This window comes from Spirosoma flavus (assembly GCF_054778555.1).
This window is the reverse complement of sequence record NZ_BAAGZL010000004.1, coordinates 181,522-205,807: the sequence shown is the minus strand read 5'-3', so window position 1 is coordinate 205,807 and position 24,286 is coordinate 181,522. Positions and strand designations below refer to the sequence as shown.

18 protein-coding genes are annotated in these 24,286 nt (G+C 48.8%); 11 read left to right on the top strand and 7 right to left on the bottom strand.

The window, feature by feature from the left end:
* Positions 1 to 24: 24 nt before the first annotated feature.
* Entirely contained in the window at positions 25 to 1,062 is a 1,038-nt protein-coding gene (locus ACYVF1_RS21290) for a sugar phosphate isomerase/epimerase family protein (protein ID WP_461082622.1), read from the top strand.
* A 135-nt stretch (positions 1,063 to 1,197) separates the two neighbouring features.
* Positions 1,198 to 2,358, top strand: coding sequence for a Gfo/Idh/MocA family protein (locus ACYVF1_RS21285; RefSeq protein ID WP_461082620.1), 1,161 nt, complete (start codon positions 1,198 to 1,200; stop codon positions 2,356 to 2,358).
* A 320-nt stretch (positions 2,359 to 2,678) separates the two neighbouring features.
* Here ACYVF1_RS21285 and ACYVF1_RS21280 read toward each other — a convergent pair whose 3' ends face one another.
* On the bottom strand, positions 2,679 to 3,437 hold the full coding sequence (locus ACYVF1_RS21280) for a DeoR/GlpR family DNA-binding transcription regulator (protein ID WP_461082618.1): 759 nt from the start codon (positions 3,435 to 3,437) through the stop codon (positions 2,679 to 2,681).
* A 330-nt stretch (positions 3,438 to 3,767) separates the two neighbouring features.
* On the opposite strand from ACYVF1_RS21280, the gene ACYVF1_RS21275 reads away from it, so the two are divergent.
* The 7 genes from ACYVF1_RS21275 to ACYVF1_RS21245 all read left to right on the top strand — a co-directional run bounded on the left by ACYVF1_RS21275 (position 3,768) and on the right by ACYVF1_RS21245 (position 15,356).
* Positions 3,768 to 6,872 carry a SusC/RagA family TonB-linked outer membrane protein gene (locus tag ACYVF1_RS21275; RefSeq protein WP_461082616.1) on the top strand — a complete coding sequence of 1,035 codons (3,105 nt, stop codon included), beginning with the start codon at positions 3,768 to 3,770 and terminating at the stop codon, positions 6,870 to 6,872.
* 18 nt (positions 6,873 to 6,890) lie between these two features.
* Positions 6,891 to 8,453, top strand: a complete 1,563-nt coding sequence (locus ACYVF1_RS21270; RefSeq protein ID WP_461082614.1) for a SusD/RagB family nutrient-binding outer membrane lipoprotein — start codon at positions 6,891 to 6,893, stop codon at positions 8,451 to 8,453.
* 236 nt (positions 8,454 to 8,689) lie between these two features.
* The gene (locus tag ACYVF1_RS21265) at positions 8,690 to 9,157 is read left to right on the top strand and encodes a RidA family protein (protein ID WP_461082612.1); all 468 of its coding nucleotides are present in this window, start codon (positions 8,690 to 8,692) and stop codon (positions 9,155 to 9,157) included.
* 90 nt (positions 9,158 to 9,247) lie between these two features.
* Positions 9,248 to 10,471, top strand: coding sequence for a selenocysteine synthase (locus ACYVF1_RS21260; RefSeq protein WP_461082610.1), 1,224 nt, complete (start codon positions 9,248 to 9,250; stop codon positions 10,469 to 10,471).
* Between the two features lie 84 nt (positions 10,472 to 10,555).
* Positions 10,556 to 11,800 carry an amidohydrolase/deacetylase family metallohydrolase gene (locus ACYVF1_RS21255; protein ID WP_461082608.1) on the top strand — a complete coding sequence of 415 codons (1,245 nt, stop codon included), beginning with the start codon at positions 10,556 to 10,558 and terminating at the stop codon, positions 11,798 to 11,800.
* Between the two features lie 97 nt (positions 11,801 to 11,897).
* Positions 11,898 to 12,380 (top strand): RidA family protein, encoded by a 483-nt coding sequence (locus tag ACYVF1_RS21250; RefSeq protein WP_461082606.1) that lies wholly within the window; start codon positions 11,898 to 11,900, stop codon positions 12,378 to 12,380.
* Positions 12,381 to 12,947: 567 nt separating this feature from the next.
* A complete protein-coding gene (locus ACYVF1_RS21245) occupies positions 12,948 to 15,356 on the top strand; it encodes a TonB-dependent receptor (protein WP_461082604.1) in 2,409 nt (802 codons plus the stop codon).
* Between the two features lie 98 nt (positions 15,357 to 15,454).
* On the opposite strand, the gene ACYVF1_RS21240 is transcribed toward ACYVF1_RS21245, so the two are convergent.
* From ACYVF1_RS21240 to ACYVF1_RS21220, 5 genes are all read right to left on the bottom strand, one after another.
* On the bottom strand, positions 15,455 to 16,228 hold the full coding sequence (locus tag ACYVF1_RS21240; protein WP_461082602.1) for a LytR/AlgR family response regulator transcription factor: 774 nt from the start codon (positions 16,226 to 16,228) through the stop codon (positions 15,455 to 15,457).
* Complete coding sequence (locus tag ACYVF1_RS21235) at positions 16,200 to 17,396, bottom strand: sensor histidine kinase (protein ID WP_461082600.1); 1,197 nt, start codon at positions 17,394 to 17,396, stop codon at positions 16,200 to 16,202. Before ACYVF1_RS21235 ends, ACYVF1_RS21240 begins: the two co-directional genes overlap by 29 nt.
* Positions 17,397 to 17,554: 158 nt before the next feature.
* Positions 17,555 to 18,295, bottom strand: a complete 741-nt coding sequence (locus tag ACYVF1_RS21230; RefSeq protein ID WP_461082598.1) for a carboxypeptidase-like regulatory domain-containing protein — start codon at positions 18,293 to 18,295, stop codon at positions 17,555 to 17,557.
* 34 nt (positions 18,296 to 18,329) lie between these two features.
* A complete protein-coding gene (locus ACYVF1_RS21225) occupies positions 18,330 to 18,758 on the bottom strand; it encodes a hypothetical protein (protein ID WP_461082596.1) in 429 nt (142 codons plus the stop codon).
* A 107-nt stretch (positions 18,759 to 18,865) separates the two neighbouring features.
* Complete coding sequence (locus tag ACYVF1_RS21220) at positions 18,866 to 19,333, bottom strand: hypothetical protein (protein ID WP_461082594.1); 468 nt, start codon at positions 19,331 to 19,333, stop codon at positions 18,866 to 18,868.
* Between the two features lie 270 nt (positions 19,334 to 19,603).
* Here ACYVF1_RS21220 and ACYVF1_RS21215 point away from each other — a divergent pair, with 270 nt between their 5' ends.
* The gene (locus tag ACYVF1_RS21215; RefSeq protein WP_461082592.1) at positions 19,604 to 20,059 is read left to right on the top strand and encodes a YybH family protein; all 456 of its coding nucleotides are present in this window, start codon (positions 19,604 to 19,606) and stop codon (positions 20,057 to 20,059) included.
* Positions 20,060 to 20,175: 116 nt separating this feature from the next.
* Positions 20,176 to 21,159, top strand: a complete 984-nt coding sequence (locus tag ACYVF1_RS21210) for a glycoside hydrolase family 43 protein (protein ID WP_461082590.1) — start codon at positions 20,176 to 20,178, stop codon at positions 21,157 to 21,159.
* A 172-nt stretch (positions 21,160 to 21,331) separates the two neighbouring features.
* Here the strand turns inward: ACYVF1_RS21210 and ACYVF1_RS21205 are convergent, their stop codons facing one another.
* A complete protein-coding gene (locus ACYVF1_RS21205; protein WP_461082588.1) occupies positions 21,332 to 24,253 on the bottom strand; it encodes an RICIN domain-containing protein in 2,922 nt (973 codons plus the stop codon).
* Positions 24,254 to 24,286 lie beyond the last annotated feature (33 nt).

Here is a 24,286-nt window from a genome sequence, read left to right as displayed (position 1 = left end):
TAGACCTTAAAACCATAAAACGTAATGAACGAAAATAATTATCCCAAGCTCCACAACGCGATGTGGCCGGGCGTGGTCGGGAAAGGCCCTGACTCTGAGCCAGTAATAGGATTCGACACCATGCTGGAAAAGACAGCAGCCGCTGAAGTCGATGGCGTAAAATTCGACGGTGTTGACCTTGCGCTGTTTGAGCATATCGACGTCAACCTGTCGGATGATGACATCAAAAGACTGGCCGATAAAATTGGAGGGTATAACCTGAAAGTGGGTTCGCTGGTGGCGCCAATCTGGGGCGGTCCGGCAATGGGGACCAAAGAGCAACGTACCCAATTCGTTGAAATGGTACGGAAATCCTGCCACATTGGTCAGAAATTAACCGAGCTGGGTATCCGTCCAAGTGGCGTGGTACGTATCGACTCGGCCAGTTCGCCACACGATTGGGATGCCGACCCAACGGGTAATTCAAAATTGATCGTTCAGACGTTCCAGGAAGCTTGCGACGTAGCAGCCGATTACGGTGAAAAACTGGCAGCTGAAGGCGAAATCTGTTGGGGAGCCATGCATAGCTGGAAAGTGATGCTCGAAACCCTCGAAGCCGTCGACCGACCAAATATGGGCTTCCAGGCCGATATGGCCCACACGTTACTTTACACGATGGGCTACAACCGCGAACAGGATCGCATCCTGCCAGTAGATTTCGACTGGAGCGACCGTGCTACGTTATCGGAAGCGTTGAAAAAAGTTACCAACGCGCTACGTCCCTGGACCATCGATTTCCACGTAGCACAGAACGACGGCACCGTATTTGGTTCAGGTTCGCACGACAAAACCGGCCGCCACTGCCAGGCGCTTGATCCAAACGGGAAACTCGATATCGTTCACGATGCGGGTTACTGGCTACGTAACGAAAACGGCGAGCTGACGAAAGCATTCAAGCACATTTGCTGGGATGGTTGCATGTTCCCCAACGAGGTCATGATGAAGCAGCAGACCTGGAACGACATCCTGGCTACGATGATTAAAGTTCGTCAGGCGCACGGCTGGTACGAAGCAGAAAAATAACGTAACGTTAGGTAGAGCCAAGGCATGCCTTGGCTCATATCCGGATGGTTTATTGCTGACCTAAAAATTGCTGACGCATAGAAGGCATGCCTCAGCAACGGCGAACCGGTTCCTACATATAAAACCCTTTTTAAAATGGCTAAAAAAGAATTACGAATTGGTCTGGTTGGTACCGGGTTTATGGGCCGCACACATTCCAATGGCTACAACCGCGTACCGAATTTTTTCCCTGATCTGGAATATACCCCCGTTCTGAAAGCAGTCTGTTCACGTAACGCCGAGAAAGTAAAAGCGTTTGCTGATCAGTGGGGTTACGAATCTGTCGAAACCGATTGGAAAGCACTTGTTGCCCGCGATGACATTGATGCGGTTGACATTTGCACGCCCAACGATTCACACGCCGAAATCGCCATTGCAGCTGCCAAAGCAGGCAAAATGATTTTATGCGAAAAGCCGCTGGCAAGAACCGTAGCCGAAGCGCAGGAAATGGTCGATGCAGCAAACGCAGCCGGCGTAAATACTACGGTTTGGTACAACTATCGGCGTATTCCGGCCGTATCGCTGGCGAAGCAGATTGTTGATTCAGGTAAACTGGGCAAAATTTTCCATTACCGCGCCAACTTTCTGCAAGACTGGACCATCAGCGCCGACGTACCACAGGGCGGCACTGGCACCTGGCGTATGGACGTAGACGCTGCCGGTTCAGGCGTTACGGGTGACCTTTTGGCCCACTGCATCGACACAGCCATGTGGATCAACGGTGCCATCACCGACGTATCAGCCGTTACCGAAACGTTCGTGAAAGAACGGATGCACGCTGTAACCGGAAAAGTGCAGCCCGTGGGGATCGACGATGCCTGTATTTTCCACTGCCATTTCGCCAACGGTTCGTTGGGTTTGTTTGAGTCGACTCGTTACGCACGTGGACACAAAGCATTATACACGTTCGAAATCAATGGTGAGCACGCTTCCATCCGCTGGGACCTACACGATTTAAATAGACTTGAATATTTCGATCACCGCGATGAGGGTATCGTACGTGGCTGGCGTTCTGTTCACGTAACGGATGGCGATCAGCCTTACATGGATAAATGGTGGGTGCCGGGGCTTGGCATTGGTTACGAACACAGCTTTGTGCATCAGGTAGCCGATTTTCTGAAAAGCCTGGAAACCGGTCAACCTTGCTCGCCCAATTTCCAGGATTCGCTCGAAACCCAGAAAGTTTGCGAAGCTGTGCTCGAATCTGCTACGTCTAGAAGCTGGAAAGACACGGGTGTTGAGTCATTTACGATGTAAAATCTAGAATATAACGTAACAAAAAAGGGGCGCTAAAATTAGCGACCCTTTTTTGTTACGTTATATTCTCAATCAGAATGGTGTTATTTATCTGACGATGCGCTTATATTCCGTCGCATAGCGACACAATGTTTGTAGTCAAAATGTTCACTCACCGCGTGCTCCGTCGCGTAGCGACCAAACAAAACTACGCCAATCGGTTTGGTCGCTATGCGACGGGAAATGATAGAGATAGATAGATAGCTATAAACATTAGGTCGCTACGCGACGAAGAACTCATCTTAATACCTTAGATACCACACACAGTTACTATGTTGCCATTACAGCACAATCGTCTTACCCATTTTGTATGGACCAAGCTGTGGTGAATCGGTGGGGAGTTCGGTGATAAGATAATCCACCTGATTTAGATCAGCGATTTTCATGCGCATGACGCTGTCCATTTTTTCAGAGATTGCCAGTACGGCTACTTTATCGGCGGCACGTATCATGGCTTTTTTTGCTTGAACCGTTTCCCAATCCGAATCCGTAAGCCCTTCGCGAGCGTCGATGGCGTTGGTACCCATGATGCACATATCCACGCGTAGTTCAGATAGGCGCTGATACACTTCTCCGCCCACACTCATCTGGCTGTAACGCGAAATCTGGCCACCAATCATAATGATTTCCAGGTTGGGTTTATCGAGCAGTTCCACGGCAGTCAAGGGATTGACTGTCATGAACGTAGCTTTCAAATCGGCGGGAATCATTTTGATAAACTCGCGAATGGTCGTACCACCACCAATCAGAATCAGCATACCATCCTGAAGTAGTGTCAGGGCTTTCTCAGCAATGGTTTTCTTGTTGAGGTGCGCGTAGGTTTCCTGAATTAGTGAGGAGTGGTGATACGCCTTTGACATAGCCCCGCCCCGAATTTTAATCAGCTTTCCCTCTTCCGATAAATCGTTGATATCTCGCCGGATTGTGTCCTCCGATACGTTCAGCGTCGTTGCCAAATCCGTCAGACTTACTCGCGTATGAAGATTTATTTGCTTTATAATAAGGTCTTTACGTTCGTCTTTTAAAAAAGCTATCGACATAAGGGGAAATTAGAATAGCGTTAATCAACCTAAAAGAGATTTTGGGACTCTGACTTACTTACTCCCATAAATGAAAGCGTTGCCGATAAAGTTTTCTAGGCTGCGTTTTTTGAAATTAATATTCTGTTAACCGATCAATTTGCACCAAAAATGCATTATTTGCATAATATCTACTAATTATTTGCAAATATACAGTATATTAATTGGAATTTTCGCTTAAATTGATCTATATTGTGCAAATAACGCATCTTTACTTGCAATATTTGCAAATACATTGTCTCTTTTCAATTAACCTAGCTAACATTAACAATCAGAATGCGTATGAAATGTATGCTACTTCACTGGCCTACCCGATCGGGTGCGCTGCTCACAACGCTCTGGTTATTAAGTCTGTCAGCTTTTGCGCAGACCATAACCGGTAAAGTAACAAACGCCAGCGATGGACAGATTTTGCCGGGCGTAACCGTCCTGGAAAAAGGCACCACGAAGGGTACGGTAACGGACAGCGATGGGAAATACACCCTCAAGCTGACGAATGACAAGGCTACCATTATTTTCTCGTACATCGGTTTTGCCGCAGAAGAGGTTGCCGTAGCAGGTCGATCAATCATTGACGTAGGCATGAAAGAAGGCGCTACGAATCTCGGCGAGGTGGTTGTTACGGCCCTGGGTATTTCGAAAGAGAAAAAGGCACTGGCCTACGCGGTTTCGGAAGTGAAAGGAAGTGAATTCACGCAAGCTCGCGAAACCAATCTGGCTAACGCGCTGACGGGTAAAATTGCCGGGGTGAACGCTACGGGTATGGCAACGGGACCGGGCGGTTCCAGCCGTATCATTATCCGGGGTAATGGCTCGCTGAATGGCAATAATCAGCCGCTTTACGTAATCAACGGGATGCCGATGGACAACAGCATTCCGGGTGGCGGCACAACCGCCGATGGTAACGGAATGAACGTTGACCGTGGCGATGGTATCGGCGGCTTGAACCCCGATGATATTGAGTCGATTAGTGTTCTGAAAGGTGGCCCAGCTGCGGCTTTGTATGGCGCTCGTGCTTCGAACGGTGTAATCCTTATTACAACCAAAAAAGGACGTAGCCAAAAAGGTGTGGGTGTCGAGGTCAACAGCAACACTACGTTCGAAGATATCGCCGTTATCCCAAACTGGCAGTATGAATACGGTCAGGGCCTTGATGGTAAGAAACCAACCACGGTTACTGAAGCGAAAAGCACAGGGCGTTTGTCGTATGGCGCTAAAATGGATGGTACGCCTACCATCCAGGTCGATGGGCAACTGCACCCCTACTCTCCCCAGAAAGATAACCTGAAGAATTTCTACCGGACAGGTAGCAATTACATCAATTCGATTGCCTTTACGGGCGGTAACGAGTCTGTTAACTTCCGATTAGGTCTGAACAATACACAGTCAAACAGCATTGTTCCGAATTCATCGTTTACCCGACGTATCGCCAACCTCAACATGAACGCTTTTCTGGGCAAGAAACTGAGTGTAGAGACGGTTTTCCAATATAATTACGAAGCTGGTACCAACCGACCAAAAGTTGGCTATGCCGACATGAACCCGCACTGGGCAACGTATCTGATTGCCAACGTGGTAGACATCCGCAGTCTGGCTCCGGGATATGATCCTGTTACCGGCAAAGAGATCGAATGGAATCCGGTTCCGGCCGCACCTAACCCATATTTTGTAGTAAATAAATTCAAGAACGACGACATTAAAAACCGCTTCATTGCGCAGGGAAGCATCCGCTACGACATTCTGGACAATCTGTTCCTGAAAGGCAGCGTGAGCCAGGATTATTACAGCTTCTCGTCGGAGTACGTCCAGCCAACCAACAACGCATACCAGCCACTCGGTACGTATGACGCCCGCAAGGTTACGTCGCAGGAAACCAACGGCATGTTGACCCTGAATTACAATACCAGCTTTTTCAAAGATTTGACGTTCTCAGCGTTGTTGGGAGCCAACGCACAACGCGCCATTTACGACCAGACGCAGATTGCCGGTAGCGAATTTACGGTACCGTACTTCTACAGCTACACCAATCTGGCCACTTCGACTACGACGCCGACTTATATGAAAAGCGCGATCAATTCGGTGTTCGGTTCGGCAGATTTCGGCTATAAGAACGTAGCGTATTTGACCGTATCAGGTCGTCAGGATTGGTTTTCGGTACTGAACCCGAAGCGAAACAGCATTTTCTATCCGTCGGTGGGTGGATCGTTGATTCTGTCCGATGCGTTCCGGCTTCCGTCGGCCATCAGCTTTGCCAAACTGCGGGCTTCGTGGGCGCAGGTGGGTGGCGCTACGGTGAACGCCTACCAGATTTACCAGTATTACTCGATGCAGCAAGGTGGCCACAATGGTCGTCCGGTGCAGGTGCTTTCGTCGTCGCAGGTGCCTAACCCCGACCTCAAACCATTGACTTCCACTACGTCGGAAGCGGGTATCGAAGCCAAATTCCTGAATAATCGTTTAGGTTTCGACGTAACGCTTTACAACCGGAAAACCACGAACGACATTGTTACGTCGAACATCGCGCTTTCGTCGGGTTATACGTCGGCGCTGCTGAACGTCGGTGAGCTGAGCAACAAAGGCGTTGAGTTGCTGGTGACGGGAACGCCCATCAAGAAAGCTGATTTTGGCTGGGACGTGAGCTATAATATGGCTTACAACAGAAGCAAAATTGAACGGTTAGCCGATGGTCTGACGGGTATTGACATCGGTACGGGCGTTGGCGGTGGTCTGGTACGTAATGTACTGGATCGGCCTTACGGAACCGTTTGGGGCTATCGTAAGAAAACCGACGCGAATGGCAACGTAGTATTCAACACCGCCAGTGGTTATGCGGTTCGTGGTGATCTGGAAGAAATTGGTCAGGGAACGCCACCTTGGACAATGGGTATCACCAACAACTTCCGGTATAAAAACTTCTCGCTGAATATTCTGGTCGATGGCAAGTTCGGGGCTATCGTTTACTCGAACCTGTACCAGTACGCGTATCGTTTTGGTCTTCCGCAGGAAACACTTCCCGGTCGCGAAACGGGTATAACCGTTACGGGTGTAACGCCAGAAGGCAATCCATTCACCAAAACGTGGTCGAAAGAAGACGTTGATACGTATTACGACAACGACAAGAACTACACCGCGATGTTCATGTTCAACAACGATTTCGTGAAGCTGCGTCAGGTCGTGTTAAGCTACAATTTGCCAGTCAACAAAATGAAGTTTCTGAAGTTACAGTCGGCTTCTATTTCGTTCGTAGCGCGTAATCTGGCTATTCTGTATAAGGATAAAAAGAATCAGTATTTCGATCCGGAATCGGGCTATACCAGCACGAATGCACAGGGTCTGGAAGCCTTTGGCGTACCCAGAACCCGTAGTCTTGGTGTAAGCTTAATGGTGAAATTCTAATCCAAAAACTTTCTGACAATGAATCGTTTAGTTAAAAAGATAGCTTATGTTCTTCCGGCGATCATGCTGTTGTCGTCCTGCGACAAAGGGTTCGAGGAAATGAACGTAGACCCAAACAAATATTCGGAAGTAGTGCCCGAATACCTCTTCACGAGGGCGTTGCTGGATGGCGTCAGCACCAACTTTGCGGGCGCGGCTTACCTCACCATCGGGCAATCGATGCAGCACTTTGCTACGTATAAAGAAGTGCCAGCCGCCGGTGATAAGTACTTCAATTTCAGCTACTCGACCGGCAACTGGAATGCCTACGCCGGTACGTTGGCTGGTCAGGGAGCGGTTATTTCTATTCGTCAGGTTATCGACGCGGTATCCAGCAATCCGGCTAACGTAAATAAACTCTCCGCGGCCCGTATCTGGAAAGCATATATGTTCCACCGGTTGACGGACGTGTACGGCGATATTCCTTATTTCGACGCCGGGAAAGCGCTGTCGGACAAGAATTACAGCCCGAAATACGATACGCAGCAGGCCATCTACGCTGATTTGTTGAAAGAGCTTGACGAATCGATCAAAGCGTTTGACGCGACCAAAACCACCTTCGGCACTGCCGATCTGATCTACGGTGGCGACGTAACGAAATGGAAGAAATTCGCCTATTCGCTGATGCTACGTCTGGGTATGCGCCTGACCGAAGTTGATCCTGCGTCAGCTAAAACCTGGGTCGAAAAAGCGATTGCGGGTGGTGTTATTCTGGACGATGCCGACCGCGCTGTGATTGGCTACGTCGATGGTTCGCAGGTTGCCAGCCGGAACTTCATTGCCGCTGCTTTGCTGAGCACCGATTACATCACACCCGGTGGCGACAACGTAGAAGGCGGTAAATTCGCCAAAACGTTTATCGATTACCTGAAAACAACCAAAGATCCGCGTCTGAATGTGTTCTCCATCGTCTGGGCAACGACCGACAACAAAACGTTCACCGCCGACACGACGACTGCCCTACAAAGCGGAATGCCGAACGCGGCTTTCAACAATCTGCCTGCCAATTTCAATACGTTCTCGGAACCCAATCCTAATACGTTGCTGAAATACAGCGCTCCCCTGATTGTCTTTGGAAACGCCGAAACGAATCTGTTACTGGCCGAAGCGTCGGTACGTGGCTGGGCCAGCGGTACAACGGCGGCAACGGCCTACCCAAATGCTGTTAAAGCGGGCATGCGTCAATGGTCGCTATTCGGTACGGGCGGAACGATTTCGGATGCGAGAATTAACGCCTATCTGACGGCCAATCCATACAAAGCAACGGGGACCATTGCGCAGCAAATGGAGCAGATTCAGACGCAGAAATGGGTGTCGCTGTTCCTGGAAGATGAGTACGAGATCTTCTCCAACTGGCGTCGTACCGGTTATCCGGTGCTGACTCCTACCAATTATCCGGGCAATCTGACCGGCGGCAAAATTCCGACCCGTTTTGTCATTCCGGATACGGAAGAAATCTATAATAAAACCAACTTCCTCGAAGCACGCACGCGTCAGGGAGGCACCAACACGCTATCGAGCGTTGTGTGGTGGGATAAGTAAACCGTTGATATTACTCGATTTATAAGTCTAATATTATTTGACAACTTCCTGTCGTCGCATAGCGACCTAATATTTGTAGAAACAGAAAAAACGCTACTCGGTTTTCGTCGCGTAGCGACCAAACAAAACCACGTCAATTTGTTAGGTCGCTACGCGACGGAGTTTAGTTCGGGACATTTTGGCTATAAATATTAGGTCGCTACGCGACGATAAAGACATACTGCTCTTTCTACCAAATGAAAACCCAACGTCGACCTATTCTGAAACAGCTTTTCGCTTCTATCGTCAACCTCGCCGGATTAGGAATTACTACGTCAGTAGCCTCTGCCCCAACAACCGAATCTTCACAGGCAGAAGGTACCGACGTAGTGATGCATCAGGACGTACCGCTTTACGCCAGCGCGACGAAACTGGGCAACCTGTTATTCATTTTCGGAATCGGTGCTCATTTTGAGGGCGACATAAAAGCGCATACCGATCACGTGCTGAAAGAGATGGAGAAAGAACTCGCTAAAGCCGGTTCGTCGATGCAGAAGGTTTTGAAAGTAAGCGTGTTCCTGCACGATCTGGACGATTACAAAGGAATGAATGAGGTGTTTAAAGGGCGTTTTGGCCCAAAACCACCCGTACGCACCACCGTATCTCCACGCGCGGGTATCCCCGGCGATTCGCTGGTCGAAATGGATTGTATTGCATACCTTTAAGCTACCTCTAACGCAGTAAAATCCATACCGGCTTACATCATAACTGAACGTATCAACCGCTAACAATCAATACGTTACTTAATACTCTTTATGCTTAATCGAAGAAGTTTACTCAAGCATTTATCGGCCATGCCGCTAGTTGGTGGTTTATTCGGTGGAGCTGTACCGGTTACTACTGCATTAGCGGCCCCGGCGCTGGCTCCACGCAATCTGGTTAAAGAACTTGGCATCCGTACGTTTATCAATGCCGCCGGTACGTATACAGCCATGACGGGCTCGCTGATGGAAGACGACGTAGTGAATACGATTCTGGCAGCGTCAAAAGAATTCATGCTGCTCGATGATGTTCAGACGAAAGTGGGCGAAAAAATTGCCACCCTGACCCACGCCGAATCAGCCGTAGTAACCGCAGGATGCTTCTCGGCGATGACGCTGGGACTGGCGGGTGTATTGACCGGCATGGACCAGAAAAAAGTGGAGCAACTGCCGCTACTGGAAGGCACCGACATTAAATCGGAAGTGATTATGCAGAAAGGCCACAACGTAGGCTACTCGCACGCGCTGACCAATACGGGCTGTAAAATCGTGTTCATCGAAACCGTCGAAGAACTGGAAAAAGCCATCAGCCCAAAAACGGCGATGCTGTGGTTCCTGAATATCCAGTCTGACAAGGGTAAAATCATGCATAAGGAGTGGGTCGAGCTAGGAAAGAAGCACAACATTCCAACGATGATCGATATTGCCGCCGACGTACCACCCGTTGAAAACCTCTGGAAATTCAATGAGATGGGCTTCGATCTGGTCTGCGTATCGGGCGGGAAAGCCATGCGTGGCCCACAAAGCGCTGGTTTGCTGATGGGTAAGAAAATGTATATCGATGCCGCTCGACTAAGTATGCCCCCACGCGGTTCGACCATCGGACGTGGTATGAAGGTGAACAAAGAAGAAATTCTGGGCATGTACGTAGCACTGGAAAAATTCATCGCCCGCGATCAGGACAAAGACTGGAAAATGCTCGAAGCGCGTGCCGCGCACATTACCGAAGCCGCAAAAAGTGTGAAAGGGGTAAATGTTGAAACCTTCGCACCAGAGTTGGGCAACCATACGCCAACCCTGAAATTCACCTGGGATACCACCAAAGTTAACCTGACTGCCAAAGCTTTACAGGAAGGGCTACGTAACGGCAATCCATCCATCGAAATCGTGCTAAATGAGTCCAACGGGATCAACATGACCACCTGGATGTTGAAACCGGGCGAAGAAAAAATCGTAGCGACTCGCCTGAAAGAAGAGCTGATGAAGGCAGCGGTTTAGCGTACTATCTATGTAGAGCCAAGCCGATACGGCGGACCGTTCCAGTTTGGCTCTATATAACCCAATCCAACAAAACCCGACCTTATGAAAAGAATCATTACGCTTTTACCATTTATCTGCCTGAGCTATTTGTCTGAAGCTCAGACGTATACACTCCTCATCAAAGGTGGCCGATTGATCGACCCAAAGAACAACATTGACGCCGTAATGGACGTAGCGATTACGGATGGAAAGATTGCGCAGGTAGCCAAGTCAATCGATCCTAAAGAAGCTCGTCAAGTAGTCGACGCTAAAGGAATGTACGTAACGCCGGGTCTGATCGACATTCACGGCCACGTATTTCACGGCACCGAAGTCAATCACTATCTGAGCAACGGCCTCACCGCATTACCTCCTGATGGATTTACGTTTCGCGTCGGGATCACAACCATTGTCGATGCGGGCGGAGCAGGTTGGAAATCGTTCGATACGTTTAAAAAGAACGTAATACTGACCGCCAAAACACGCGTACTTTCGTTCATGAACATCGTTGGCGAAGGGATGCGGGGCGGCAAGTACGAGCAGGACACCACCGACATGGATTCGCAAATGGCCGCTAAAGTCGCGCTGGAAAACAAAAACGACGTAGTAGGATTCAAAGTGGCTCACTACCAAGGTTCTAGCTGGGCGCCCGTCGATCATGCTGTAGCCGCTGGCAAGTTGGCTGATATGCCGATCATGGTCGATTTTGGTGGTAGCCATCCCCCACTGCCTCTGGCCGATTTATTTCTCAAACACCTCCGTCCGGGCGACATTTTCACACACACGTACACGTTGCTGCCAAACGACGTCCGCGAAACCATTGTCGATGAAAACACGAAAACGGTAAAACCATTCGTTTTGGAAGCCCGCAAACGGGGAATCATTTTTGACGTAGGATACGGTGGGGCCAGCTTCAATTTTTCGCAGGCGATTCCTGCCCTCAAAAGCAAATTTTACCCAAATACGATCAGCACCGATTTGCACACGGGCAGCATGAATGGCTCCATGAAAGACATGCTCAGCATCATGTCGAAGTTCGTGGCGATGGGTGAAGATATTCCCAGCGTCATTCGGGCCAGTACGTGGGCACCCGCGCAGGTAATCAAGCGAGAAAACTTAGGCCACTTATCCGTTGGTGCCATCGCCGACGTAGCCATTCTGAGTATGCGTCAGGGAAATTTTGGCTTTTATGACAAAACCGGCTACAAACTACCTGGAAAACAGAAGTTTGAGTGTGAGATGACCATAAAAGGCGGCAAAATCGTCTACGATCTCAATGGCATCGTCAGCCCATTGGGACTTAACTAAACAAGAAACGTAGTATTAATACAAAACCTGCCGCTCAGACGCGTGACAGTGCTGACACAACAAACCAAGTACTAATTTTTAATCATTAACGTACCATATGAAAACCGAACGCCGTTCCCTTTTAAAACGTCTTTTTGCTTCTGCCGCTGGAGTTATTGGTCTGGGAGTCACTGCCAAAGCTACTGCTACGTCTGAATCTGCTACTACGTCCGTTGCCTCTGCCGAAAAGGAAGTCTTTGACGTAGTGAATTATCAGGACGTACCGTTGTTTTCGCTCTCAACCAAAATGGGCAATCTGGTCTTCATAGCGGGCATAGGCTATCATAAAGAAGGCGACATTAAAGTACACACCGACGAGGTCCTTAAAGAACTGGAAAAGCAGTTAATCAAAGCCGGTTCTTCGATGGAAAAAGTGCTGAAAGTGAGCGTATTTCTGCATGATCTGAACGATTATAAAGCCATGAACGAGGTCTATAAAGGCAGGTTTGGCAGTAAGCCGCCGGTACGTACTACGGTTGCCGTTTATGGGGGTGTTCCCGGCGATTCGCTGGTCGAGATGGATTGTATTGCTTATGTCTGATTTTTTTGTCCTGCTGCGGAACGAAGCGTTCCGCAGCAGGACAAAATTGGTTACCCGCTACGCAACTTTCCGGATTCTAATTTCAACCCGCCGGTTCTTTTGCCGCCCAATTGGATCGTCGATTCCGTTTGCTTTCTGATTAGGCGCTTCGGGCTGGCGCTAACTCTCTCCTTTCCCGGCTGTCACAACATGGCTTTACTAAGTGATCAATAGACAGCCACTTTTTACAGATTTATCTCCTGACGTACAAAATACCTTCCCAACAAGTAGACTGGCGTTAGTTGATGCCCGTTCAAAGCAATTTATTTTACACAATATTTTGTTAGTAATCAGTTATGTAACTACAAATTACTCGACAGATACGTAAACGGTTTAATCAGTTGCGTAAACGCACCAAAATGGCATTCGATTACATACGTTTTTCAAACGCCTGCGTGATTTTACGAGTAACGTAGCGCAGGATTTTACGACGCTGCTGCAACGTTTGCTGATTGTTTGCGTCATTAGCCTGAATTACCACTCGCTACTGACTATACAACAACAAGTACTTCCCTCCAACAATCACTCATGAAACCTTTCTTGTTTTTTCTACTCGCATTCGCGACGAGTATCGGTTCCGTATTGGCCCAACAAACCAAAATTTCGGGTTTACTACTCGACTCCACAGCCAATAAACCCGTTGAATTTGCTACGGTTGCACTACTAAAAAACGGCAAAATTGTAGAAGGCGTAACGGCCGATGCCCAAGGAAAATTTGTTTTTTCCAAAGCCGACGCTGGCACTTACGCAGTTCAGGCATCATTCGTAGGCTACTCCACCAAAACCATTGAAAATGTCACAGTTTTGAAGGGAGAAGAGAAAGAAATTGGCGTTATCAAACTCGCTCAAACCGCCCAAAAACTGGCAGAAGTAACCGTAACAGAACAGAAATCGTTGTTCGAGGAAAAATCGGACCGGATGGTGTACAATGCCGAAAAGGACATCAGTATAAAAGGCGGTGACGCTACCGATGTATTGAAAAAAATCCCGTCGATAGCCGTTGATATTGAGGGTAATGTACAACTCCGGGGCAGCTCCAACATCAAGGTATTGATCAATAACAAACCGTCGAGCATTGTAGCGCGCAGCCTTTCGGATGCCCTCAAACAGATTCCGGCCGATATCATCAAACAGGTAGAAGTTATTACGTCGCCCTCGGCGAAATACGATGCCGAAGGAACTGCCGGAATCATCAACATCATCACCAAGAAGAACTCGCTACAGGGCACCAGCGGCTCCATTAGTCCAAATTTTGGCCAGTGGAACAACTGGCAAAACGCCAGCATCAACCACCGGATGAAAAGCCTTGGCATTTCGGCCAATGGCGGTTTTAACAATTGGGAAAACAAACGCTACATGCGGTTACTACGTTCGTTCACCAAAGAGAACGTAGTAACCGATCAGGATCAGACGCAGTGGGTAATTGGGAGCGGCAAAAACGTCTACGGTACGTTGAATGTCGACTGGGACATCGACTCGCTCAACCGACTGGGTGCCGGATTGAATTACTACAACGGCGACAACACAAATGGCTTCGACATTAATTATGAAGAACGTAGCCAGGGCACTGTAAATCAGTTCTTTCGCCGGGATATGAGCCGCACGTACGATTGGGCTGGCGCCACCGTCAATCTGGATTACACCCGACTGTTCAAGAAACCCAAAAAGGAAATCAATTTCCTGATGCTTTACTCGTTTGAGGGCGAAGACAGCGATTACTGGTCTAACCTGATGAACCGGGGTAATTCCATTTATTATCGTGAGAAGAGTTACAACATTAGTAACAACAAAGAAGGCACGATTCAACTCGATTTCACCAATCCACTAGACAGCATCAGTACGTTGGAAATGGGCACCAAAACCATCTTTCGGCAAATTTTGAGCGACTACCGTATTGCCAATGCCGTTGATGGCACCACTAATTTTGTGGACGTACCGGCGCAGGCGAATGTATTCGATTATGCGCAGCAGGTTGCCTCCGCCTACGTAGTATACAGCCGGACGCCAAAGAAGAGATGGGGCATCAACGTCGGCGCCCGCTACGAACACACGTTTATTCAGGCCAATTTCCTGAACGGAACGTCGCCGTTTACCAATACATACGGCAACCTTATCCCCAACCTGAGCCTGTCACGAAGTTTGAAAAAAGAACAGCAGATACGATTGAGCTATTCACAACGCATTCAACGACCTCAGTTTTATTATCTGAATCCCTATGTCAACCAGTCCGATTCGAAGAATTTATACGGCGGCAACCCGTACCTGAAACCCGAACTAACGCACTCGTTAGAAGCCAATTACAGCATTTCGATCAAGCAAACGAGCTTCAATGCCTCGTTCTTTCTCCGGCAGACCAACAACGCCATCGAAAGCATAAATACGGTTGATGATCAGGGCGTACTGAAACAGATTTTTCAGAACGTAGCCCAGAATTCGGCCTACGGCGTCAACCTGAGCGCCAATACAAAACTGACGAAACAATGGTCGGTAAACGGCTCACTGAACATGTTCTACAACGTACTGGAAAGCGCTGAACTGAAAACACGTAACGCAGACTGGATGTACCGAATCAACCTCAATTCGACCGTCGATTTCGGTAAAGGTATCAAGGCGCAGTTCTTCGGCTTTTACAATTCGGCGCGGGTCAATTTGCAGGGCACCTACGGCGGTTTCGGTTTCTACAACGTAGTATTACAGAAGGAAATCCTGAAGAAGAAAGGCACTATCGGCTTTGGATACGACAATCCATTCAGCGAAACCATCAACTGGCGCAATGAATTTGTCGGACCGAACTTTTCGCAGATACAGGACGTAGCGATGTATCGTCGCGGCTGGCGGTTGAATCTGAAATACGAATTCGGCAAAATGAGCGGCTCGCAGCGTCAGAAGAAACGCATCAGCAACGACGATAAAAAAGCGGGCGAGGGGAATAATTAAGTCTAAAAAAGTTGTAGGGTTATAAGGTTATAGAGTTGTAAAGTCGGCTGGCGCCTTAAAAACTTTATAACCCTATAACCTTACAACTTTATAACTCCTCATATCGCTTTCGCGTAAAACGCTTTTAAATTTTCCCGGTAATTACGGGTCCATTTGAGCTGCTGACCCGTCTGAAGCTTCACCAGGTATTCGCCATTGAAATACGTTTCGACCGTTTCGACGTAATTTAAATTGATGATATACGACCGATTGATACGTACAAAATCCGCCGGATCGAGTCGGGCTTCCAGACTGGTCAGGCTTTCGTATATAGTATACCGTTGGTTGTTAGCATGTAACGTAATGTAATTCCCGTCAGCATCCAGGTAACTGATATCTTCCGTTTTCACCAGATACATACGTCCCGTTTCTTTTACCAATATCCGCCGTTGGTAAACATCGTTAACTCTCGACGGTTCGGTTGCCAACTGATTTAATAACGTATCGATGCGTTGTTGCGGTAATTGGCCAAGTCGCTCTTTAGCGCGACTCAATGCTTGCGTAAATCGCAGTTCATTGAATGGTTTGAGCAGATAATCAATTGCATTCACCTCGAAGGCACGTAGCGCGTACTGGTCATAAGCCGTCGTAAACACAATGGCGGGCTGGTGATGCGGCCAGATTTGCTTCAGTACGTCGAAACCGTCCAGTTCGGGCATCTGAATATCCAGAAAAATCAAATCGGGGCGTTGCTGAATGATTTTTATGACCGCGTCGGTGCCATTGGCCGCTTCATCGACAGCCTCAACTGACGTATCGTTTTGTAGAAACGTGCGGATGACCTTTCGGGCCAGCAACTCATCATCAATGATAAGCGAGCGATACGTTGTCATAAGCAGCAACAGTTTCAAGTTTGGCTTTACAGGGAAAAGAAAGGGTGACGGCCGTGCCCCCAACGGGCGGCTGCGATATCTCGAGGTGGGCATTTACGCCATAGGCCTGCTGCAGCCGTAAGCGCGTGTTAGTCAGCCCTAAACCGGTACCATCTGATCGCTTCGACCGTTTGCCCACACCATTGTCGTAAATGGTAATGAGTAATTTACCCGGCTGCTTTTGCGTACTGATACGGATCAGCGCGTTGTGGGTTAAATCGGCAATGCCGTGTGTAATGGCGTTCTCCACCAACGGCTGAAGCAGTAATTGCGGCACCCGGCACTGTTCGGTAGCAGGGTCGATAGCATAGTCAATCCGAAGCCGGTCCTGAAAGCGTATCTCCTGAATAGCCAGGTACTTTTGAGTGAGCATTAATTCATCGTGGAGGGTAATGAAATTGGTATCCTGCTGGACCAGTACCCCACGTAGTAAATCGCTCAGCGCCGTGACCATATCGATAGCCTTATGCGTTTCATTCTGCATCATCAGACTCACAATGGCGTGGTGTGTGTTGAACAGAAAATGCGGATTCAACTGCATTTTCAGCGATTGCAGCTGCGCATTGGCCAGTTGGGTCTTGAGTTGTTCATTGTTGAGTTCATAAGTTAGATTTTGTTGATGAAGTGCCTGATTCTGCCGTGAATAAACTACAATGCTGTAACCAACTACCACCAGCAGATACGTAGTAATTGTCAAACTGTATTCGTAAAAAAACCAGATTAGTATGCTTTTCGTCCCAAGCCACTCGCCGGTTTCGTACGCGTGAATGGGGCGCAACAAGCCAAAAGCGATCAGCGACACGAAAAAGCCAAAGCCCGACGATAAAAGCACATGAGCAGCAACACCCTTTAGCCACGAACGATCGCTGCAACTGAATCGAACGGGAAAACGCTGTCCGGCATACAGAATGACGGGTGTAAATCCCAGCCAGCTCACGTACACGATCAGCCAGTGCAACGATTCTGAGAAATGCATTTGCCGGCTAAGGCCCAGCAACCAGAGGATTGTATGCTGCGCGTACGAAACAAGGGCCAGCGCGCTCCAGAAGACAAGGGCATATCGCCAGAATTGCCGAACCGTGACCGTAAATCCGGCTTGCAGAATGAGTTTTTCAACGAATCGCGTCATACGGGAAGGCCATAAACAATCGGTAAACATCTGCAAAATCCACCCAGTTGAACACTGGATTCGTGATGAAGCGTATAAAAAGGGTAATGAAACGGTACGTTCTTCGGTCAAATGAGATTATAACCCGACAAGCGAAACACGGCTCGGTTTATAACTTTTCAGGGTTCGAAATACTCAATATTAGCCCGATAAAATCCGCTCGATTCTGGCCTGAACACTACGTTGATGCTACCACCCACCGAACTTACCTCGCCGGTATCTTTATTTTTCAACGCAATTGCCTTCGCCGTACCCCGCGTAGGTTTGTGCACGGCACTCACTTTGTATTTTCCCAATGGCAAATCTTCCAGATACTGTGTGCTAACATCCGTTGCTTTTTTCACAATAGGTTTCGCCGACGTAGTACCATCAATAAGTTCTAACGGCGTAAATGTAAACTCAACTTCATTTTTCGGGATATTGGAATCGCCCTGATATAGCCCGATGTATCCGCCAAAATAGCCCTGAAGTGGTATTGGTTTCTTGCCAGACAGCACCCACTGGAAATTAATAACTGGACTGTCGTTTTCCGAAAAACTATCTGAATTACTGGGATTTAGCTGTATATTATAGATAGTTCCTGCATATGCCTTTTCGAACGTAGCATAGATTCGATACGAACCGTAGTCCATTTTGAGCCGGTAACTTCCTTTGGCATCCGTATGGGCCGATGCACCGTTTGAGTAAGGCCCTGTACTGCTGATAAAGACAATAGCGTTCACAATAGGCTCACCCCTCGTGTCGGTGACGGTTCCGCTGACGTAGCCTTTTTGGGGTTGAATCGTATCGGCTCCGCCCGTCTTCTTACAGCCTGCTACTGAAAAAGCCCAGAAAATAAGTAAGAAAAAATACGGTTTCATGTCGTGAAAATTTATCATTCCCGGAGCGCTGCTGCTAAAGTCGTCTGGTTTCTAAGACCGCTTCACGCGGTAGATTGGGCGTTACGTCGGGGTATATTTTTAAATCCGCCAGCACGATGCGGTAGTGAGCTTTTTTCAAATACACATCAACCGAATCACGGGTGTTACGACCCTCCCGGCAAGCGCCCAGACACAAACTCAACGCCTGAGAATCATAACCTAGAGCAGCCGTAATCACGACGTCGGCACTACCGGCCCAAATGCATTGTTTCCCGGCAGGACACCGGCTGTCGGTGATTTCGTCGATACGTATCGTTAAGCCGTCCAGCACGTTCACTTGTTGCTCTTCCGCAATCGTTACGGTCTGAAATAAAGGCGCTGGTTCGTTGGGTGTAAGCTCCGCACGGCAACCGCTGAGCATAATAACGAGAAGTATGCCCAGCCATAGTAAAAACGTTTTCATGGAACGTACATACCGGAAGCGAGTACTACGTAGTAAGTTAGTATCCACCCTCTTAGCTGTCTATTATACGAAACTACGTAGCACTCGCTTCCGGTAATTTTATAGGTTTAGATCGCTTTCATCACCAGCGTACTTGTGTACGTAACCCCACTCGCGTCAAACTGCTCAACAGAACGTAGCGTGTTGCCCGATGCCTCTACCGCCCATTCCGTAATTACTGTCGGATCGTTTTTATCGGTCGTTTTCACTACGTTTCTGCTTTGATCGTATGTCCAGGTTCCGCCATTTCGGTCGGCGTTATCATCGCTCGTACATTTCGACGTACCAAAGCCTGTCAGGATTTTACCGCCCGTTTCGAACGTAACGGTATCATCTTTCCGGCAATCACTAAAAAGCAGCGTAAGATCGGTATCAGCTATACCATCATTATCGAGGTCAAGCGCCGGATTGAGCGTGAATGAAATAATTTGATACGTCTTGCCAACAACCGATGCGCTGGCCGGGAGGGGATCGTTTCCTTTCTTACAGGCACTGGTGATCAGAATAATTACTATCGTGATACCGTAGATTGGCATCGAAATAGTAATTTTTAGACAGAGCCATTTGTAAAACTGAATGAGTGAAGCAAGCAATTGCCTCAATATCAGATACAATCTTCTACCATAAAGGGGATAAATTGCTGAGTTTAAAAGAGTCTGGTTCATGTATCTTGTTGTTTTACTGAATTATGAAGCAAAACAACAGGCGAAGGCTGACCTAAACAGGCCCTTTTGTCTGAACCGGGGCAATTGGTATTCAAATGGAATTTTCTGTACTTTAAATGCCCATCTTAACCTCACTTGCTTATGAATAACCAACGCTTTTTGACCATGAAGAAAGTCTTCATGCTCACCGTCTTCCTTTTACTGGCAGGCTTAGCAGGTTTCGCGAAACCGAAGCCCACCGATGAAGCCCAGATTCGTCAGGCGCTCGATTCTACGTCGGCAGGCTGGAATCGGGGGAATTTGCAACAATACCTCGGCGCTTACACGCCCGACGCGCAGGAAATGGGGCCCAATGGTCCGCGAGGTGGGGTCGAAGTAATTGAGAATACCATGAAAAATGGGTTCTGGAAAACAGGCCGTCCGCTGCAAATGCTACGTTACCAGCATGTTAACGTACGCTTGCTAGGCAAAGAGAATGCACTGGTAACGGGTCAGTACGTGCTTAGCGGGGGCGAAAAGCCTGATCGGACTGGCTGGTTTACGACGGTCTGGGCAAAAACGAAAGATGGCTGGCGGATGATTTTTGACCATTCATAGGTTTTTCCTGACGTAACGCCCTGATCTGGCTGGAACAGAAGTCCTGTCGCTTTATCTTTACGCCAATACATGACCATCTACGGGTGCGCATTTATTGGCGCTTTTATTTTTCCACTATGAATTGTCTACGTACTACATTCCTGCTCACGCTCATTTCGCTCACTACGTTGGTGGGTTTTGCCCAGAAAACGTCATCCGGAAATCCTATTTTTCCGGGCTGGTACGCCGATCCGGAAGGGGTTATTTTCGGAAAAGAATATTGGGTCTACCCAACATATTCGGCACCTTATAATGAGCAGATATTTTTTGATGCGTTTTCGTCGTCGGATTTGGTAAACTGGACCAAACACAGCCGTATCCTGGATTCAACGGCGGTTAAATGGGCGAAGCGGGCCATGTGGGCACCCGCTATCGTGGAAAAAGAGGGGAAATACTTTTTATTTTTCGGAGCGAATGACATTCACGATGACAAAAAAGAAGTAGGGGGCATTGGTGTAGCGGTGGCCGACAATCCGGCAGGGCCTTTCAAGGATTATTTAGGAAAACCCCTAGTTGGTCAGATTCACAACGGCGCGCAACCCATCGACCAGTTTGTTTTTAAAGACAAAGATGGGCAGTACTACCTCATTTACGGCGGCTGGGGCCACTGTAACATGGCTCGGCTGAAGGATGATTTTACCGGTTTTCTGCCCTTCCCCGACGGCACTATGTATCGGGAAATAACCCCTAAAAACTATGTAGAAGGACCAATTATGTTTATACGTAACGGTACGTACTACTTTATGTGGTCGGAAGGGGGCTGGACGGGGCCAAATTATTCGGTTGCCTACGCTACGTCCTCATCGCCATTTGGCCCGTTTGAGCGCGTTGGTAAAATTCTTCAGCAAGACCCAACGGTGGCCAAAGGTGCCGGGCATCACTCGGTGATTCAGATCCCCAATACCGACGACTGGTACATTATTTACCATCGACGCCCTCTTACCGAAACCGACGGCAACCACCGAGAAACCTGCATCGACCGGATGTATTTCGATGAAAAAGGCGGCATCAAACCTGTCAAGATCACGGTTGAAGGCGTAAAAGCGCAAACGCTACGTTAAGCCACAGGTTGTTTTCTGCCAGCAAGAAACGTTTGACAGCGTAGCGTAAATAGTATCTTGCTTTACGTGTTGCCGGCAGGTTAATCGCACCCTTATACAAATAGTCCAGTGATCAAACGCTGAGGTGAAACCTCAAGCTGACCACTGGACTATTTATGTTAAAGACGCTACGTTATCGCTGAATCAGTAACCGCAACGTAGCAGGAGATTGCCCGGCGGGCTTAATCTGCATCAGATACAAGCCATTCGGTAACTGACCAAGATTCAAGCGGTAGGGTTCTTCGGTTGCTACGTCCACCTGCTTCTGCTGGACTGGTCGTCCCGAAATATCATTCAGTTGCAGCCCAACCGGTTGACCAAGAGCCGAACGCAGATCAATCAATACATGATCACTAGCCGGATTTGGCCACAGACTGAACGTAGCACTCACTTCATCAATACCTGATCTAGCCCCCGCCGGACACGTGGTCTCCGAAACGCTCCACTGCTGATTCTGTCCGGTTCCCAAGGTCTGCTGAGTGATCGCAGCACCATCGATCGTACTGGCGTTCCGAACCGTAACTGCTTTGTTAGAATTCCGATTGCTGAACGTATAGAAACCATCGGCGTTACGTTGCACCGCCCATTGCTGATGATTACCTCCCCAGTACGTCCATTGTTCCAGCAGAACGTCATCCGCCGTCGAGGAACCGGGCACCTGAATTCCTTTCTGATTGTGCAGTACGACCATTTTGTAAAACCCTCCGTCGGTCGGGATTAGCCGCCATTTCTGCCAGGCCTGATCGGTATTGGCGTTTTGGCGCAGGTTAACCCCATCATCGTAAGAGCCATTCGGTACGTTCAGCACCAGCCCGCTGCTACGTGACTGGATTTTGTAACACTTGGCCGGATCAATGCTTGCGACCGGCGTTGATGGTGGAGCGGTAGTGGTTGAAGAAGGCGGAGACGTAGTGGTCGAACAAGCACGCTCTTCAATGAGCCACTGCTGGTTATTACCTCCGTTCGGTGCATTCTGAACCACTAAACCTCCTTCGTCAGAATTGCCATTCTGCACTTCGAGCGCCTTACCTGAATGCCGGGCAGCGATCTGAAAATAACCGCTGGCGTTACGTTGCAGGGCGAAATGCTGGTTGTAACTCCAGTTTCCGTTGAACGTCCATTGTTGCAAGGCGGCCCCATTTTGCTGCGATCCCCACAATACGTCGATGACTTTGTTGCTATGCACCGCGCCGATTTTGTAATAGCCATTGTTGGTGGCTTCGAACCGCCAGCGCTGCGATTGCTGACTGGCATCGGTACGCTGGCGAACCAGGGCACCATCTTCCAGAGAACTACCTTCTACGCCCAGCACCTTACCACTCACTCGGGAAACGATCCGGTAACATTTGTCGGGCTCAACACTCAAAACAGAGCCTGTGGGGGTCAGGGATACGTAGAAGGACTGCACTGAGCTACGTAACCCTTTGTTATCGATGACGGTAAGCCGCACTGTGTAGTTAAGAATCTGTCCGATACCATTTTTGGCGGGTTTGGCAGAGAAAACATGGACGGGATTGGCTTCGGTCCCATAAATACTTTCATCCCCGAAATCCCATTCATACGTAATAGGGTCGCCGTCGGGATCGGACGATTTGTCGCCGGTGAACGTAACGCTCAGCGGAGACGTACCGGACAATGAAGTCGACGTAGCCACAGCAACCGGGGCTTGATTAGCCTTCTGGAGCGAGATATAAAATACCTGACTCGTACTACGTTGCCCTTTACTATCCGTCACCGTGAGTTGACCTGTAAAATTGTTAATGGTTCCTGATCCGTGCGGTCCTGTTTGGGTGGTGAATACCTTCACCGGATTCGCTACGTTCAAATATGTGCCATCACTAAACGCCCATTCATAGAAAAGCTGATCACCGTCAGGATCACTGGATTTGTCGCCGGTGAACGTAACGCTCAGCGGAGATGTACCGGATAACGAAGTCGACGTAGCTACGACCACTGGCGGTCGGTTGACGGCTGACGATTTCGTGTTTACCTCTATACCGGCATTCCACACGGCACCAGTCGATGGAGCCGTTCCCTTGCGTGTATATACCCGAAAATAATAGGTTTGCCCCGGCGTCAGATCGGTTACTACCAACGAGGTAGACGTTCCCTGGTATAACGCCTTTCCACCAAAAAGCGCCGTGTTCGTAGCAGTGAAACTATTGCTGGTGGCATACGTAGCACTGTTCGGAATCTCGGTGAACCCCGCCCCCGCTTTGCCTACGACCAGCACATCGTCGAACGTCACGCTGGGGTTGGTCCAGTTGAGCCGCACACTGGTACTACTGATCGGAGTAGCGGTCAGAGCTGCGACATTGAGTGTAGGCTTGCTACAATCGGGGTAGATTTTAACGGAATCTACTGTTGAGGAAAGTCCGCCCAAATCCGTTACTTTCAATGAGATAACGTAGTACGAATCTTCTCCGTCACAGCCAATCGGCAAGATGTCGAAGTTCGGCTTAGCCCCACCCGCAGTTTTCACCAGCATATTCCGGTTGTTACGTCGCAGTTTGGCGGTCCAGGCGTAGGTCAGATCGTTGGGAAGCTCATCGGTAACGGTCGCGGCTGCGGTGTAGATGGTCGCTTTGTCGAGGACATATTTATCATTATTAGCCGGGTTACTAATCCTGGCTGTTGGGGCCGTATTAGGAATACTCACAAAGAAGTTGGTGCTCACACTGATACCACCTTTATTGTCGGACACCGTGAGTTTGGCGGTATAGCTCTGCACAATAATACCCTGTCTTCCACGCGTTTGCGTAAACACATGAACAGGATTGGCCTGGGTGGACGTAGTGCCATCTCCAAAATCCCATAGATAGGTAATGGGATCGCCATCGGGGTCGTAGGATTTGCTTCCGGTAAACGTAACGCTGAGCGGTGAGGAGCCTGCTAGCGTCGTAGACGTAGCAACGGCAACGGGCGGTTGATTGGCGCCGGTTGGACTCGGCAAACCAAGGACGGTAGTTGAGCTTCCCAGCCAAAGGAGAAGGCCAACCAAAAGGCTGTAGCCAATGGCATACACCTTTGGAGGGTACGTAGATTTTATTATCATTTTATGGGTTAGATGGTAATGCGCTCAGGCATA

Bases quoted from the DNA above. Each gene is read 5' to 3' on its own strand.
- ACYVF1_RS21210 (WP_461082590.1), top strand. From the start codon at position 20,176: ATGAATTGTCTACGTACTACATTCCTGCTCACGCTCATTTCGCTCACT.
- ACYVF1_RS21280 (WP_461082618.1), bottom strand. From the start codon at position 3,437: ATGTCGATAGCTTTTTTAAAAGACGAACGTAAAGACCTTATTATAAAG.
- ACYVF1_RS21205 (WP_461082588.1), bottom strand. From the start codon at position 24,253: ATGATAATAAAATCTACGTACCCTCCAAAGGTGTATGCCATTGGCTAC.
- ACYVF1_RS21215 (WP_461082592.1), top strand. From the start codon at position 19,604: ATGAATAACCAACGCTTTTTGACCATGAAGAAAGTCTTCATGCTCACC.
- ACYVF1_RS21225 (WP_461082596.1), bottom strand. From the start codon at position 18,758: ATGAAAACGTTTTTACTATGGCTGGGCATACTTCTCGTTATTATGCTC.
- ACYVF1_RS21245 (WP_461082604.1), top strand. From the start codon at position 12,948: ATGAAACCTTTCTTGTTTTTTCTACTCGCATTCGCGACGAGTATCGGT.
- ACYVF1_RS21275 (WP_461082616.1), top strand. From the start codon at position 3,768: ATGCTACTTCACTGGCCTACCCGATCGGGTGCGCTGCTCACAACGCTC.
- ACYVF1_RS21235 (WP_461082600.1), bottom strand. From the start codon at position 17,396: ATGACGCGATTCGTTGAAAAACTCATTCTGCAAGCCGGATTTACGGTC.
- ACYVF1_RS21250 (WP_461082606.1), top strand. From the start codon at position 11,898: ATGAAAACCGAACGCCGTTCCCTTTTAAAACGTCTTTTTGCTTCTGCC.
- ACYVF1_RS21290 (WP_461082622.1), top strand. From the start codon at position 25: ATGAACGAAAATAATTATCCCAAGCTCCACAACGCGATGTGGCCGGGC.
- ACYVF1_RS21270 (WP_461082614.1), top strand. From the start codon at position 6,891: ATGAATCGTTTAGTTAAAAAGATAGCTTATGTTCTTCCGGCGATCATG.
- ACYVF1_RS21240 (WP_461082602.1), bottom strand. From the start codon at position 16,228: ATGACAACGTATCGCTCGCTTATCATTGATGATGAGTTGCTGGCCCGA.
- ACYVF1_RS21220 (WP_461082594.1), bottom strand. From the start codon at position 19,333: ATGCCAATCTACGGTATCACGATAGTAATTATTCTGATCACCAGTGCC.
- ACYVF1_RS21285 (WP_461082620.1), top strand. From the start codon at position 1,198: ATGGCTAAAAAAGAATTACGAATTGGTCTGGTTGGTACCGGGTTTATG.
- ACYVF1_RS21255 (WP_461082608.1), top strand. From the start codon at position 10,556: ATGAAAAGAATCATTACGCTTTTACCATTTATCTGCCTGAGCTATTTG.
- ACYVF1_RS21265 (WP_461082612.1), top strand. From the start codon at position 8,690: ATGAAAACCCAACGTCGACCTATTCTGAAACAGCTTTTCGCTTCTATC.
- ACYVF1_RS21260 (WP_461082610.1), top strand. From the start codon at position 9,248: ATGCTTAATCGAAGAAGTTTACTCAAGCATTTATCGGCCATGCCGCTA.
- ACYVF1_RS21230 (WP_461082598.1), bottom strand. From the start codon at position 18,295: ATGAAACCGTATTTTTTCTTACTTATTTTCTGGGCTTTTTCAGTAGCA.